We start from the raw sequence: 12,709 nt of genomic DNA on the forward strand, positions 1-12,709 counted from the left end.
AGCGTCCCGCCCCGGCGGGTCGCCCGTCGGGCCGCATCCGGGCACAGGTCTCCCCACGTCCTTCGCGCACCGCGACACTCCAGTCACGCTACGCTCACGAGGATTCCGGTACAGACCGGCAGCTCTGCACCACACGGCACCACTGCGACCGACACGGCACGACTCGAGACCGGTACGACAGCTCACTCACACACCCTCGACCCCACGTACTTCACGGCAGAACGGCACAAGGCGACGAATGCCCCAGCACACCTCCGGGTCCGACCGGGCGGCGATCCCCCCAGCCGCCCGCGACGGTGGCAGCGTGCGGCCGCCCGCTCCCTCGACGCTCGACGAGCTGTGGCGGTCGTACAAGGCGACGGGGGACGAGCGGCTGCGGGAGCAGCTGATCCTGCACTACTCGCCGCTGGTCAAGTACGTGGCCGGCCGGGTGAGCGTCGGGCTGCCGCCCAACGTGGAGCAGGCGGACTTCGTCTCGTCCGGGGTGTTCGGCCTGATCGACGCGATCGAGAAGTTCGACATCGACCGGGAGATCAAGTTCGAGACCTACGCGATCACCCGGATCCGGGGCGCGATGATCGACGAGCTGCGGGCGCTGGACTGGATCCCGCGGTCCGTGCGGCAGAAGGCGCGGAACGTGGAGCGGGCGTACGCGACGCTGGAGGCGCGCCTTCGGCGGACGCCGACGGAGTGCGAGGTCGCCGCCGAGATGGGCATCGCGGTCGACGAACTGCACGCGGTGTTCAGCCAGCTCTCGCTGGCCAACGTGGTGGCGCTGGAGGAGCTGCTGCACGTCGGCGGTGAGGGCGGGGACGGACTCAGCGTCATGGACACGCTGGAGGACACCGCCGCGGACAACCCCGTGGAGGTGGCGGAGGACCGGGAGCTGCGGCGGTTCCTGGCACGGGCGATCAACACACTGCCCGAGCGGGAGAAGACGGTCGTGACCCTGTACTACTACGAGGGCCTGACGCTGGCCGAGATCGGGAACGTGCTGGGCGTCACCGAGAGCAGGGTCAGTCAGATCCACACGAAGTCCGTACTCCAGTTGCGCGCGAAACTGGCGAGCTTCGGTCGGTGACCTGGCTGGATGTGGGCCGTGCGGGCGGCGCCACTCCCGTCGGCGGTGCGGCGTCCGTAGAGTGGTCGACGTGCCAAGGATTCGAGCGGCCTCCGTGGCCGAGCACCGGTCGATGCAGCGAGCCGCCCTGCTGGACGCGGCTCGCTCGTTGCTGTCCGAAGGCGGGACGGAGGCGCTGACCTTCCCCGCCCTCGCCGAGCGGACGGGCCTGGCGCGGTCGTCCGTGTACGAGTACTTCCGGTCGCGGGCGGCCGTGGTCGAGGAACTGTGCGAGGTCGACTTCCCCGTGTGGGCGGCGGAGGTCGAGGCGGCCATGGCCGCGGCGGACGGTCCGGAGGCCAAGGTCGACGCCTATGTGCGGCGGCAGCTGGCGCTGGTGGAGGACCGGCGCCACCGGGCCGTCGTGGCGATCTCGGCGAGCGAGCTCGACGCCGGGGCGCGGGAGAAGATCCGCGCCGCGCACGGCGGACTCGTCGCGATGATCGTCGAGGCGCTGGGGGAGATGGGCCACGGGGAGCCCCGGCTCGCGGCGATGCTGGTGCAGGGTGTCGTCGACGCGGCCGTGCGGCGGATCGAGCTGGGGGCCGAAGAGCCGTCGGCGGTGACGGAGGCGGCCGTGCGGATGGCGCTGCGAGGGGTCCGGGGCTGAGGCCCGTCGTTCGGATCGCGCCGCGGACGCGGGCTCCGGCACGCACGTCTGCGGCGTTGTCGTCGGTTGCCGATGCTCCGCATCGCCGTCTTCCTGCGGACGGTCCCCGGCATCGGTGCCGGGGCGCGTCGCCCGTCGATGCCTGAGGGGCCGCGCTGCGACCGGTGCGGGTGGCGCAGTCCGGCGCCGCCGCGCCCACCCTCCCCCACTCGGCTTCCGCCCGACCGCGGTACCCCGAAGCCCCGGGCGGCACGACCGAGCGAATCCGGCACCCGCCTCCGAAGGGCGCCTATGGCAGCGGCACTCCGAGTACGGGCAGCAGTCTCGACGGCCCCCTCCGCAGGAGCCACGGCGGAAGCAGCGACAGCGGGTCCAGGTAGGCCTCGCCCCTCAGCAGCCCCCAGTGCACACACGTGACCGCGCAGTGCGAGCCCGTGGCCTCCACCGTCCCCACCGGCTCGCCCGCCGCCACCTCGTCCCCCTTCCGCACCGACGCCGTCACCGGTTCGTACGTCGTACGCAGGTCCGTGCCCGCCAGTTCCACGGACACCACCCCCCTCCCCGCCACCCGCCCCGCGAAGGAGACCCGGCCCGCCGTCACCGCGCGGACCGGACTGCCGGCCGGGGCCGCCAGGTCCACGCCCCGGTGGCCGCGGGCGTACACGGTCGCCGGGGGTTCCCAGCCGCGCAGCACCGCAGGGCGCGTCCCCACGGGCCAGGACCGGCCGATCGCCGGGACCGGTGCCGGCGGGGGAGGGGCGGCGGGAGCCGGTGGTGCCGGAGCCGCCCGGGCGAACGAGGCCACCGCGGTGATCACAAGGCCCAGCAGCAGGGCCGCACAACGCTTCACGTCCATGCGGGAACGGTCCCGCGCAGCCGCCGATCACGGCCGGGACCTGTGGACCGACCGCGGGTTGTGGACAGCGGCGTCACCCGGCGCCCCGCGGGTCCCGTACACTTCTTCTGGCGATCCGGGTCACCGGGTCGACTTCGCACGCCCCAATACCGGGGCCGACACCGTCGGTCTCCGGTATCCGCGCCCCTCGGTCCTCAGTGGCTCGGCGCACCGCGGGCGTCAGGCGCGGGAGCCGTCCGGCTTCCGCGGCACAACCGAGAAATTCAAGGAGAGCGGCCATGGCCGTCGTCACGATGCGGGAGCTGCTGGAGAGCGGCGTCCACTTCGGTCACCAGACCCGTCGCTGGAACCCGAAGATGAAGCGCTTCATCTTCACCGAGCGCAACGGCATCTACATCATCGACCTGCTCCAGTCGCTGTCGTACATCGACCGCGCCTACGAGTTCGTCAAGGAGACCGTCGCCCACGGCGGCACGGTCATGTTCGTCGGTACGAAGAAGCAGGCGCAGGAGGCCATCGCCGAGCAGGCCACCCGCGTCGGCATGCCCTACGTCAACCAGCGCTGGCTGGGCGGCATGCTCACCAACTTCTCGACCGTCTACAAGCGTCTGCAGCGCCTCAAGGAGCTCGAGCAGATCGACTTCGAGGACGTCGCCGCGTCCGGTCTGACCAAGAAGGAGCTCCTGGTCCTCTCCCGCGAGAAGGCCAAGCTGGAGAAGACCCTCGGCGGTATCCGCGAGATGTCCAAGGTCCCCAGCGCCGTCTGGATCGTGGACACCAAGAAGGAGCACATCGCGGTCGGTGAGGCCCGGAAGCTCAACATCCCGGTGGTCGCCATCCTCGACACCAACTGCGACCCCGACGAGGTCGACTACAAGATCCCGGGCAACGACGACGCGATCCGCTCCGTCACCCTGCTCACCCGTGTGATCGCCGACGCCGTCGCCGAGGGCCTCATCGCCCGCTCCGGCGTCGCCGCCGAGGGCAAGGGCGAGAAGGCCGCGGGCGAGCCGCTCGCCGAGTGGGAGCGCGACCTGCTCGAGGGCGAGAAGAAGGCCGAGGAGGCCCCCGCCGCGGAGGCCCCGGCCGCCGCTGAGGCCCCCGCCGAGGCTCCGGCCGAGGCTCCGGCCGCCGAGGGCGAGCAGGCCTGACCGTCAGCGTCAGAGTTGACGGCGGGAGCGGTGACATGAAATCCGCTCCCGCCGTTCACCCGTTGGTCAGCGCAGAGTCGGAGATCTACATCTCCATGTAGATCGCAGACCGTGCAGATCTCCGATCTTCCAGACTTCGAGAAAGATTCACAGACTCATGGCGAACTACACCGCCGCCGACGTCAAGAAGCTCCGCGAGCTCACCGGCGCCGGCATGATGGACTGCAAGAAGGCGCTGGACGAGGCCGAGGGCAACGTCGAGAAGGCCGTCGAGGCGCTCCGCATCAAGGGCCAGAAGGGCGTCGCCAAGCGCGAGGGCCGCTCCGCCGAGAACGGCGCCGTGGTCTCGATCATCGCCGACGACAACTCCTCCGGCGTTCTGGTCGAGCTGAAGTGCGAGACGGACTTCGTCGCCAAGGGCGAGAAGTTCCAGGCTGCCGCCAACGCGATCGCGGAGCACGTCGCCAAGACCTCCCCGGCCGACCTCGAGGCCCTGCTCGCCTCCGAGATCGAGCCCGGCAAGACCGTCCAGGCGTTCGTGGACGAGGCCAACGCCAACCTCGGCGAGAAGATCGTCCTGGACCGCTTCGCGCAGTTCGCCGACGGCTTCGTCATCGCGTACATGCACCGCACGATGCCCGACCTGCCCCCGCAGATCGGTGTCCTCGTCGAGCTGGACAAGCCGAACGCCGAGGTCGCCAAGGGCGTCGCCCAGCACATCGCCGCCTTCGCGCCGAAGTACCTCTCCAAGGAGGACGTGCCGGCCGAGGTCGTCGAGTCCGAGCGCCGCATCGCCGAGGAGACCACCCGCGCCGAGGGCAAGCCCGAGGCCGCGATCGCCAAGATCGTCGAGGGTCGCCTCAACGGCTTCTTCAAGGACGCCACGCTGCTCGGCCAGCCGTACGCGCTCGACAACAAGAAGTCCGTCCAGAAGGTCCTGGACGAGGCCGGTGTCACCCTGAAGCGCTTCACGCGCATCAAGGTCGGCATCTGAGTCCGTACCGCGACGGACGCCCGGCCCCGATAGGGTCGGCAGCAGTCGTCCGGGGTACGCCGTCACTGGACGCGTGACGGACGACAGCAGATCTGACGAGGAGGCCATTGCCGCGCATGGGTTGCGAACGACACCCCACCGGCAATGGCCTTCTTCGTATGTGCACCACGTGAAAGAGGCGGGATCTCCCATGACCACCAAGGCCCAGAAGAGCGACGACGGCAAAGTACGCGGCCGGTTCCTGCTGAAGCTGTCCGGAGAGGCATTCTCCGGCGGTGGCGGCCTGGGCGTGGACCCCGACGTGGTGCACAAGATCGCCCGTGAGATCGCGGCCGTCGTGCGCGACGGCGCGCAGATCGCGGTCGTCATCGGCGGCGGCAACTTCTTCCGCGGCGCCGAACTCCAGGTGCGCGGCATGGACCGGGCCCGCTCGGACTACATGGGCATGCTCGGCACGGTGATGAACTGCCTCGCCCTCCAGGACTTCCTGGAGAAGGAGGGCATCGACAGCCGGGTCCAGACCGCCATCACCATGGGCCAGGTCGCCGAGCCGTACATCCCGCTGCGCGCCGTGCGCCACCTGGAGAAGGGCCGGGTGGTCATCTTCGGCGCCGGTATGGGCATGCCGTACTTCTCCACCGACACCACCGCCGCGCAGCGCGCCCTGGAGATCGACGCCGAGGCGCTGCTGATGGGCAAGAACGGCGTGGACGGCGTCTACGACTCCGACCCGAAGACCAACCCGGAGGCGGTCAAGTTCGACTCCCTCGGCTACGGCGAGGTCATCACGCGGGAGCTGAAGGTCGCCGACGCCACGGCGATCACGCTGTGCCGCGACAACAAGCTCCCGATCCTCGTCTTCGAGCTTCTGGCCGAGGGCAATATCGCGCGGGCCGTCAAGGGTGAGAAGATCGGCACGCTTGTGGGTGACCAAGGCAGCCGGGCCTGACCGGTGAACCCTCCGGTCCGACCGGTCAGTACCGGGGTTCGTACGACAACACCTGACCGGGGGACGGACCCTGGTCGGGGGATGGACAATGTCCTGCCGGTCGGGAACCGTGCAGGAAGAAGACGCGACGCAGCCGGCCGCCGCCCCCGCAGGGAACCGCAGCCGGGCCTACTCAAGACACGCAGGAGCAAGTGGTGATCGAAGAGACCCTCCTCGAAGCCGAGGAGAAGATGGAGAAGGCCGTCGTGGTCGCCAAGGAGGACTTCGCCGCGATCCGCACCGGCCGTGCGCACCCGGCGATGTTCAACAAGATCGTGGCCGACTACTACGGCGCGCCGACGCCGATCAACCAGCTGGCTTCGTTCTCCGTGCCGGAGCCGCGCATGGCGGTCGTGACCCCGTTCGACAAGAGCGCGCTGCGCAACATCGAGCAGGCGATCCGCGACTCCGACCTGGGCGTCAACCCGAGCAACGACGGCAACATCATCCGGGTGGTGTTCCCCGAGCTCACCGAGGAGCGCCGCCGCGAGTACATCAAGGTCGCCAAGGGCAAGGGCGAGGACGCCAAGGTGTCCATCCGCTCGGTCCGCCGCAAGGCCAAGGACGCCATCGACAAGCTCGTCAAGGACGGCGAGGTCGGCGAGGACGAGGGCCGCCGTGCGGAGAAGGAGCTCGACGACACCACCGCGAAGTACGTCGCGCAGGTGGACGAGCTCCTGAAGCACAAGGAAGCGGAGCTGCTCGAGGTCTGATGAACGACTCTTCCTGGGGCGCTCCGCCACAAGCCGGTTCACACGGTGCACAGGCCGGGTACTGGGGGCCCACCGACCGGGGACCTGTCCAGGGGGCTGCCCCGGCGGGTCCCGCGTACGATGCGCCTGAGGCGCAGCAGACTCGCCCCATGCCCATCGTCCCCGATGTACCCGCTGACGGCGGACACCAGGATGACGACCGGGGGGCCGCCCGGCCGGGCGGCCCCTTGTTCCGAGACGAGACGTACCGAGACGACACGTACCGCGGCGGCACCGGCTTCTCCTACGACCAGTCCCACGGCCGTGAGCCGTACCGCAGCGAGACGTACCGCGACGAGACCCCGTCGGCGCAGCCCCACGCGGCGGTGCCGCAGAATTCGGATCCGATGCCCGACGCCGCGCAGCCTGCGCCCGCACCGAAGAAGAGCGCGGGCCGCGACCTGGGCGCGGCCATAGGCGTCGGAGTCGGTCTCGGCGCGGTGATCGTCGCCTCCCTGTTCGTCGTCAAGGCCGTCTTCGTCGGCGTGATAGCGATCGCCGTCGTCGTGGGCCTGTGGGAGCTGACGAGCCGGCTGCAGGAGCGCAAGAGCATCAAGGCGCCGCTCGTGCCGCTGGCGCTCGGCGGCGCCGCGATGGTCGTCGCCGGGTACGTCCGGGGCGCCGAGGGCGCGTGGGTCGCCACGGCCCTGACCGCGCTCGCGGTCCTGGTCTGGCGGATGACGGAACCGCCGGAGGGCTACCTCAGGGACGTCACGGCCGGTGTCTTCGCGGCCTTCTACGTCCCGTTCCTGGCCACCTTCGTCGCCATGATGCTCGCGGCCGACGACGGGGCGCAGCGCGTGCTGACCTTCCTGGTCCTCACCGTCGTCAGCGACACCGGCGCCTACGCCATCGGCTGGCGCTTCGGCAAGCACAAGCTCGCCCCGCGCATCAGCCCCGGCAAGACCCGCGAGGGCCTCCTCGGCGCGGTGTCGTTCGCGATGGTGGCGGGCGCGCTGTGCATGCAGTTCCTCATCGAGGACGGCACCTGGTGGCAGGGTCTGCTGCTCGGCCTCGCGGTCGCGGGCAGCGCCACGCTCGGCGACCTCGGCGAGTCCATGATCAAGCGGGACCTGGGCATCAAGGACATGGGCACGCTGCTGCCGGGCCACGGCGGAATCATGGACCGACTGGACTCCCTGCTGCCCACGGCTCCGGTGGTGTGGCTGCTGCTGGTGCTGTTCGTGGGATCCGGCTGACCGGCAACCCGTACACGGCTTGAGCGGGCCTCCGTCCCTTCCCGGGCGGGGGCCCGCGGTCATGGATCGCTCGGGGTGGGGGCGGTCGTAGGTACCGGGGGCAGGGCCCGATGTCGGGACTTCGGTGGTAGGGGCGATGTCGGGCATCTCCGGTGACAGTGCTCGATGTCGGGCGTGCCCGGACGTGTCGCCGCTGTGTGTGGCCGATGGAGAGGGCGAGCTTCCCCGGAACTGTGGGGATGCCGGGCGGGGCGGAGCGCCGAGTGGGCCGCCGGGCGGACTCCCGGTCGTCGCCGAGCCGTGGGATCATCGCCGGCCGGACAGGGACGGGATCTCCATGAAGATCATGAAGGCGGTGGGCGGGCGTGGCGGCCGACTGGGAATGGGACGACACGTTGTTCGCGGGCACCGCCCCCTACTACCGGCGCGGACGGCTTCCCTACGCTCCCGGACTCGCGGACGTGCTCGCCGAGGTGTTGGACCTGGACGGGCGGGGGCGTCTCCTCGACGTCGGATGCGGGCCGGGCACGCTGGCCCTGAGCCTGGCGCACCTGTTCGACGAGGTCGTCGGAGTGGATCCCGACGCCGGGATGATCGCCGAGGCCGGGCGGGGGGCCGCCGAGCGGGGAGTGGCAGAGAAGGCCCGGTGGGTGCGGGCCAGGGCCGAGGAGCTGCCCGCGGGGCTCGGGACGTTCACCGTCGCGACCTTCGGTCAGTCCTTCCACTGGATGGACCGCGATCTGGTGGCGGCGACCGTCAGGGACATGCTCCGGCCCGGCGGGGCGCTGGTGCACATCGCTGACCTGAAGACGCAGACCCGGACCGTCGAGGGCCTTCCGTATCCGGCCGTTCCCTACGCCGCTCTGGAGGAGCTGGTCAGGCGGTACCTCGGGCCCGTCCGTAGGGCCGGGCAGAGTCTGCTGCCCCACGGGACGCCCGGCAACGAGGCAGCCGTCTACGCCCGGGCCGGACTCTCCGGTCCCCGGCGCCATGTCGTGCCCGGAGGCCAGGCACTGGAACGGACGGGGGACGACGTGGTCGCCTGGGTGTTCTCGATGTCGTACGCGGCTCCGCACCTGTTCGGCCCGCGCCGGGACGACTTCGAGGCGGACGTGCGCCGGCTGCTGCGGGACGTGTCTCCCCAGGGCCGCTTCTCCGAGCGGGGGCCGAGCACCGAGGTGTTCGTCTGGCGGAGGGGTTACGGCGAGCGGTGATCGAACGGTCCCGGCAGGGGTCGTGATGCCGTCGGCTCGGGCGTCTGCACGCGTACACGGCGGGGACGCCGGGCCTGCCGGGACTCAGGTCCCGCCGCGCCGCCGTCCCCCCGGGCCGCCGGCTGGCCGACCTCGCACGGTTGTCTGGCCCACCCTGAAAGCCGCGTGGGTCTGGTTCGGCCGGGTCGGCTACCGGCGGTGGGCAGCGGCGTGCGGCGCGGACCGGCGACTTGGCGCCGGCGAAGTTCGAGCGGCTCGAAGTGCCGAGTCACCGACGGCGGGTCACGGCCCGGCTACCGTGGTTCCGCATGACCCACACCGAGATCGAGATCACCGCATCGCTGGTCCGGGATCTGCTGCGTGACCAGCACCCCGACCTGGCCAATCTGCCTGTGGAACTCGGCGCGCGTGGCTGGGACAACCAGTTGTGGCGGCTCGGCGACGACCTCGCCGTCCGGCTGCCCTGGGCGACGCAGTCCGCGGACGCGCTGCTGCGCAAGGAGCACGAGTGGCTTCCCGCTCTCGCCCCGCTTCTTCCCTTGCCGGTCCCCGTCCCGCAGCACCTCAGCGAGCCCTCCGAGCGGTTTCCGCGGCCATGGATCGTCACCACCTGGGTGCCGGGAACGCCCGCCGACCGCGCCCCCGCCACGCGCGCCGAGGAGGCGGCCGACACCTTGGCCGCCTTCCTGACCGCTCTTCACCGACCTGCCCCCGAGAGGGCGCCGACCGGCCGCGACCGTGGGGGTCCGCCGGCCGACCATGCCGAGCCGTTCGCCCGGGGGCTGGCCTCGGCCACCGAACAGGGGCTGCTGCCCGACCCGGACGCCGTCCGCGCCGTCTGGGAAGACGCCGTCGCCGCGCCCGAGTGGACGGGCTCGCCGGTCTGGCTCCACGGCGACCTGCACCCGGCCAACGTCCTCACCGAAAACGGCACCTTCTGCGGCGTGGTCGACTTCGGCGACCTCTGCGCGGGCGATCCGGCCTGCGACCTCGCCGCCGCGTGGATACTGCTGCCGGACGGCGCCGCCGACCGCTTCCACGCCGCCTATCGGCCGGCCCCGGACCCGGCGACCCTTCGCCGCGCCCGTGGCTGGGCGGTGTTGAAAGCCCTCGCCTGCATCTTCATCGGAGACGCGGGTGTCCACGGCCGTCCGGGCGGCAAGCCCACCTGGGGCCCGCCCGCCCAGGCGTCGCTGCGACGCCTCACCGCGACGCTCCACGGCCCCGGCACCGAAGCAGTGACCTGAGCTGCTCACAACGTCGGCGACGACGACCCAGGGAAGACCGGAGGCGACCAACGACGACCGACGACGACCACCGTGCAAGGCTCGCAGCCCAGGTCACCCGAGTGGATCTGCGACACTGGTATCGCTATGCCTAAGCCCGGAGAACTCACTTTCGTCGCCCCCCGCGGAGCCAAGAAGCCGCCGCGGCACCTCGCCGACCTCTCGCCCGCCGAGCGGAAGGAGGCGGTGGCGGAGATCGGTGAGAAGCCGTTCCGGGCGAAGCAGCTGTCGCAGCACTACTTCGCACGGTACGCGCACGACCCGGCGGAGTGGACCGACATCCCCGCCGGCGCGCGTGACAAGCTGCGCGAGGCGCTGCTGCCGGACCTGATGACCGTCGTCCGGCATCTGTCGACCGACCAGGGCACCACCCGCAAGACGCTGTGGCGGCTGTTCGACGGCACGCTCGTCGAGTCGGTGCTGATGCGGTACCCGGACCGGGTCACCATGTGCATCAGCTCGCAGGCCGGGTGCGGCATGAACTGCCCGTTCTGCGCGACCGGGCAGGCGGGACTGGACCGGAACCTGTCCACCGCCGAGATCGTGCACCAGATCGTGGACGGGATGCGGGCGCTGCGGGACGGGGAGGTCCCGGGCGGGCCGGCCCGGCTGTCCAACATCGTCTTCATGGGGATGGGCGAGCCCCTCGCCAACTACAAGCGGGTCGTCGGGGCCATCCGCGCCCTCACCGACCCCACGCCGGACGGGCTCGGGCTCTCGCAGCGCGGGATCACCGTCTCGACCGTCGGGCTGGTCCCGGCCATCCACCGGTTCTCCGACGAGGGCTTCAAGTGCCGGCTCGCCATCTCGCTGCACGCCCCGGACGACGAGCTGCGTGACACCCTCGTGCCCGTGAACACGCGGTGGAAGGTGCGCGAGGTGCTGGACGCCGGGTTCGAGTACGCCGAGAAGTCCGGGCGGCGGCTGTCCATCGAGTACGCCCTGATCCGGGACATCAACGACCAGGCCTGGCGTGGTGACCGCCTCGGGCGGCTCCTCAAGGGGCGGCCGGTGCACGTCAACCTCATCCCGCTCAATCCGACCCCCGGCTCGAAGTGGACCGCCTCACGGCCCGAGGACGAGAAGGCGTTCGTCGAGGCGATCGCGGCGCACGGGGTGCCCGTCACCGTCCGGGACACCCGCGGCCAGGAGATCGACGGGGCGTGTGGTCAGCTCGCCGCCACCGAGCGGTAGTCTGATCCCGGACAACTTCATACCTTCATATTCCGACAGGGGAGCGCCACAGCGCTGAGAGTGCGGCAACCGGCCGCAGACCCTCTGAACCTCGCCCAGGTCATTCTGGGTAGGAAGTTCGGTCATCACTCGAGCTGTTGCGCCCTGCCCGGGGCCGGCGGAACCTCCGCGGGCCCCGGGCAGGGCCGCGTCTCTTCCTGGTCAACCCCAGGAGGAATCCAGTGCACACCAGGACGTTCGTGGCCGCGGCCGTCGGCCTCGGTCTCGTCACGCTGTCCGCGTGCGGTTCGTCGTCGTCCGACGACACCGCGTCCGGCGGCGGCTCCAGGACCGTCACCCTCGTCAGCCACGACTCGTGGGCCGTCTCCGAGAACGTCCTCGCGGACTTCGAGAAGCAGTCCGGCTACAAGGTGAAGGTCCTCAAGGACGGCGACGCCGGACAGGCCGTCAACAAGGCCGTCCTCACCAAGGACAACCCGCAGGGCGACGTCTTCTTCGGCGTCGACAACACGCTGCTGTCCCGCGCGCTCGACAACGATCTCTTCCAGTCGTACGAGGCCAAGGGGCTCGACCAGGTCGACAGCCGGTACCAGCTCGACGCGGACGAGCACCGGGTCACCCCCGTCGACTACGGCGACATCTGCGTCAACTACGACAAGAAGTACTTCGCCGACCGCAAGCTGGCCCCGCCCGCCACCTTCGACGACCTGGTCAAGCCCGCCTACAAGAACCTCCTCGTCACCGAGAACGCCTCCACCTCCTCGCCCGGCCTCGGCTTCCTGCTCGGCACCGCCGCGCGGTACGGCGACGACGGCTGGGAGGGGTACTGGAAGAAGCTCAAGGCCAACGGCGTGAAGGTGGTCAGCGGCTGGGAGCAGGCCTACAACGAGGAGTTCTCCGGTTCGGCCGGCGGCAAGAAGGCCGGGGCCGACCGGCCGCTCGTCGTCTCCTACGCCTCCTCCCCGCCCGCCGAGGTGATCTACGGCGACCCCAAGCCGGCCACCGCCCCGACCGGTGTCGCCGACGGCACCTGCTTCCGGCAGGTCGAGTTCGCCGGGCTGCTGAGCAACGCGAAGAACAGCGAGGGCGGCAAGGCGCTGATCGACTTCCTGGTCTCGAAGAAGTTCCAGGAGGACATGCCGCTCAACATGTTCGTCTACCCGGTGCTCGAGGGCGCGGCCGTGCCCGCCGAGTTCACCCAGTACGGGCCCCCTGCCGAGGACCCCGAGACCATGGAACCGGCGAAGATCGCCGCGGACCGCGACCAGTGGGTCAAGTCGTGGACCTCACTCGTCCTGAAGTAGCCCCCCGGAAGACCTCCGGGAGGCGTACGGGGAGCGCGGCG

General features: G+C 70.8%; 12 protein-coding genes and 1 riboswitch. Of the genes, 11 read left to right on the plus strand and 1 reads right to left on the minus strand.

Going from position 1 to position 12,709, the window contains the following annotated elements; translation table 11 throughout:
• Positions 1-238 precede the first annotated feature (238 nt).
• Both whiG and ACIHAR_RS11780 read left to right on the plus strand, forming a co-directional pair.
• Positions 239-1,081, plus strand: coding sequence for an RNA polymerase sigma factor WhiG (gene whiG / locus ACIHAR_RS11775; RefSeq protein WP_365460562.1), 843 nt, complete (start codon positions 239-241; stop codon positions 1,079-1,081).
• 94 nt (positions 1,082-1,175) lie between these two features.
• Positions 1,176-1,730: a helix-turn-helix domain-containing protein gene (locus tag ACIHAR_RS11780; RefSeq protein ID WP_365460590.1), complete on the plus strand. Its 555-nt coding sequence runs from the start codon at positions 1,176-1,178 to the stop codon at positions 1,728-1,730.
• 289 nt (positions 1,731-2,019) lie between these two features.
• On the opposite strand, the gene ACIHAR_RS11785 is transcribed toward ACIHAR_RS11780, so the two are convergent.
• Positions 2,020-2,586 (minus strand): murein hydrolase activator EnvC family protein, encoded by a 567-nt coding sequence (locus ACIHAR_RS11785; RefSeq protein ID WP_400018809.1) that lies wholly within the window; start codon positions 2,584-2,586, stop codon positions 2,020-2,022.
• A gap of 278 nt (positions 2,587-2,864) precedes the next feature.
• Here ACIHAR_RS11785 and rpsB point away from each other — a divergent pair, with 278 nt between their 5' ends.
• From rpsB to ACIHAR_RS11830, 9 genes are all read left to right on the plus strand, one after another.
• Positions 2,865-3,737 (plus strand): 30S ribosomal protein S2, encoded by an 873-nt coding sequence (gene rpsB / locus ACIHAR_RS11790; RefSeq protein WP_365460567.1) that lies wholly within the window; start codon positions 2,865-2,867, stop codon positions 3,735-3,737.
• Positions 3,738-3,894: 157 nt separating this feature from the next.
• On the plus strand, positions 3,895-4,731 hold the full coding sequence (gene tsf / locus ACIHAR_RS11795) for a translation elongation factor Ts (protein ID WP_400018812.1): 837 nt from the start codon (positions 3,895-3,897) through the stop codon (positions 4,729-4,731).
• Positions 4,732-4,921: 190 nt separating this feature from the next.
• Positions 4,922-5,680 carry a UMP kinase gene (gene pyrH / locus ACIHAR_RS11800; RefSeq protein WP_264936854.1) on the plus strand — a complete coding sequence of 253 codons (759 nt, stop codon included), beginning with the start codon at positions 4,922-4,924 and terminating at the stop codon, positions 5,678-5,680.
• Between the two features lie 194 nt (positions 5,681-5,874).
• Positions 5,875-6,432 carry a ribosome recycling factor gene (frr, locus tag ACIHAR_RS11805; RefSeq protein WP_044388432.1) on the plus strand — a complete coding sequence of 186 codons (558 nt, stop codon included), beginning with the start codon at positions 5,875-5,877 and terminating at the stop codon, positions 6,430-6,432.
• A complete protein-coding gene (locus ACIHAR_RS11810) occupies positions 6,432-7,670 on the plus strand; it encodes a phosphatidate cytidylyltransferase (protein WP_365470320.1) in 1,239 nt (412 codons plus the stop codon). The genes frr and ACIHAR_RS11810 overlap by 1 nt, the downstream gene beginning before the upstream one ends.
• Before the next feature lie 365 nt (positions 7,671-8,035).
• Positions 8,036-8,884 (plus strand): class I SAM-dependent methyltransferase, encoded by an 849-nt coding sequence (locus ACIHAR_RS11815; protein WP_400018816.1) that lies wholly within the window; start codon positions 8,036-8,038, stop codon positions 8,882-8,884.
• A gap of 308 nt (positions 8,885-9,192) precedes the next feature.
• Positions 9,193-10,131 (plus strand): aminoglycoside phosphotransferase family protein, encoded by a 939-nt coding sequence (locus ACIHAR_RS11820; RefSeq protein ID WP_400018818.1) that lies wholly within the window; start codon positions 9,193-9,195, stop codon positions 10,129-10,131.
• 126 nt (positions 10,132-10,257) lie between these two features.
• Positions 10,258-11,364: a 23S rRNA (adenine(2503)-C(2))-methyltransferase RlmN gene (gene rlmN / locus ACIHAR_RS11825; RefSeq protein WP_365470328.1), complete on the plus strand. Its 1,107-nt coding sequence runs from the start codon at positions 10,258-10,260 to the stop codon at positions 11,362-11,364.
• A 27-nt stretch (positions 11,365-11,391) separates the two neighbouring features.
• A riboswitch (TPP riboswitch) is annotated at positions 11,392-11,498 on the plus strand.
• Positions 11,499-11,585: 87 nt separating this feature from the next.
• On the plus strand, positions 11,586-12,668 hold the full coding sequence (locus ACIHAR_RS11830; RefSeq protein ID WP_400018821.1) for a thiamine ABC transporter substrate binding subunit: 1,083 nt from the start codon (positions 11,586-11,588) through the stop codon (positions 12,666-12,668).
• The last annotated feature ends 41 nt before the right edge of the window (positions 12,669-12,709 follow it).

The organism is Streptomyces sp. NPDC052016 (assembly GCF_044548445.1).
Classification (GTDB): domain Bacteria; phylum Actinomycetota; class Actinomycetes; order Streptomycetales; family Streptomycetaceae; genus Streptomyces.

What these genes read in the sequence shown, in the direction of transcription:
- pyrH (WP_264936854.1), top strand. Translation starts at nt 4,922, where the DNA reads ATGACCACCAAGGCCCAGAAGAGCGACGACGGCAAAGTACGCGGCCGG.
- ACIHAR_RS11810 (WP_365470320.1), top strand. Translation starts at nt 6,432, where the DNA reads ATGAACGACTCTTCCTGGGGCGCTCCGCCACAAGCCGGTTCACACGGT.
- ACIHAR_RS11820 (WP_400018818.1), top strand. Translation starts at nt 9,193, where the DNA reads ATGACCCACACCGAGATCGAGATCACCGCATCGCTGGTCCGGGATCTG.
- rlmN (WP_365470328.1), top strand. Translation starts at nt 10,258, where the DNA reads ATGCCTAAGCCCGGAGAACTCACTTTCGTCGCCCCCCGCGGAGCCAAG.
- whiG (WP_365460562.1), top strand. Translation starts at nt 239, where the DNA reads ATGCCCCAGCACACCTCCGGGTCCGACCGGGCGGCGATCCCCCCAGCC.
- rpsB (WP_365460567.1), top strand. Translation starts at nt 2,865, where the DNA reads ATGGCCGTCGTCACGATGCGGGAGCTGCTGGAGAGCGGCGTCCACTTC.
- tsf (WP_400018812.1), top strand. Translation starts at nt 3,895, where the DNA reads ATGGCGAACTACACCGCCGCCGACGTCAAGAAGCTCCGCGAGCTCACC.
- ACIHAR_RS11785 (WP_400018809.1), bottom strand. Translation starts at nt 2,586, where the DNA reads ATGGACGTGAAGCGTTGTGCGGCCCTGCTGCTGGGCCTTGTGATCACC.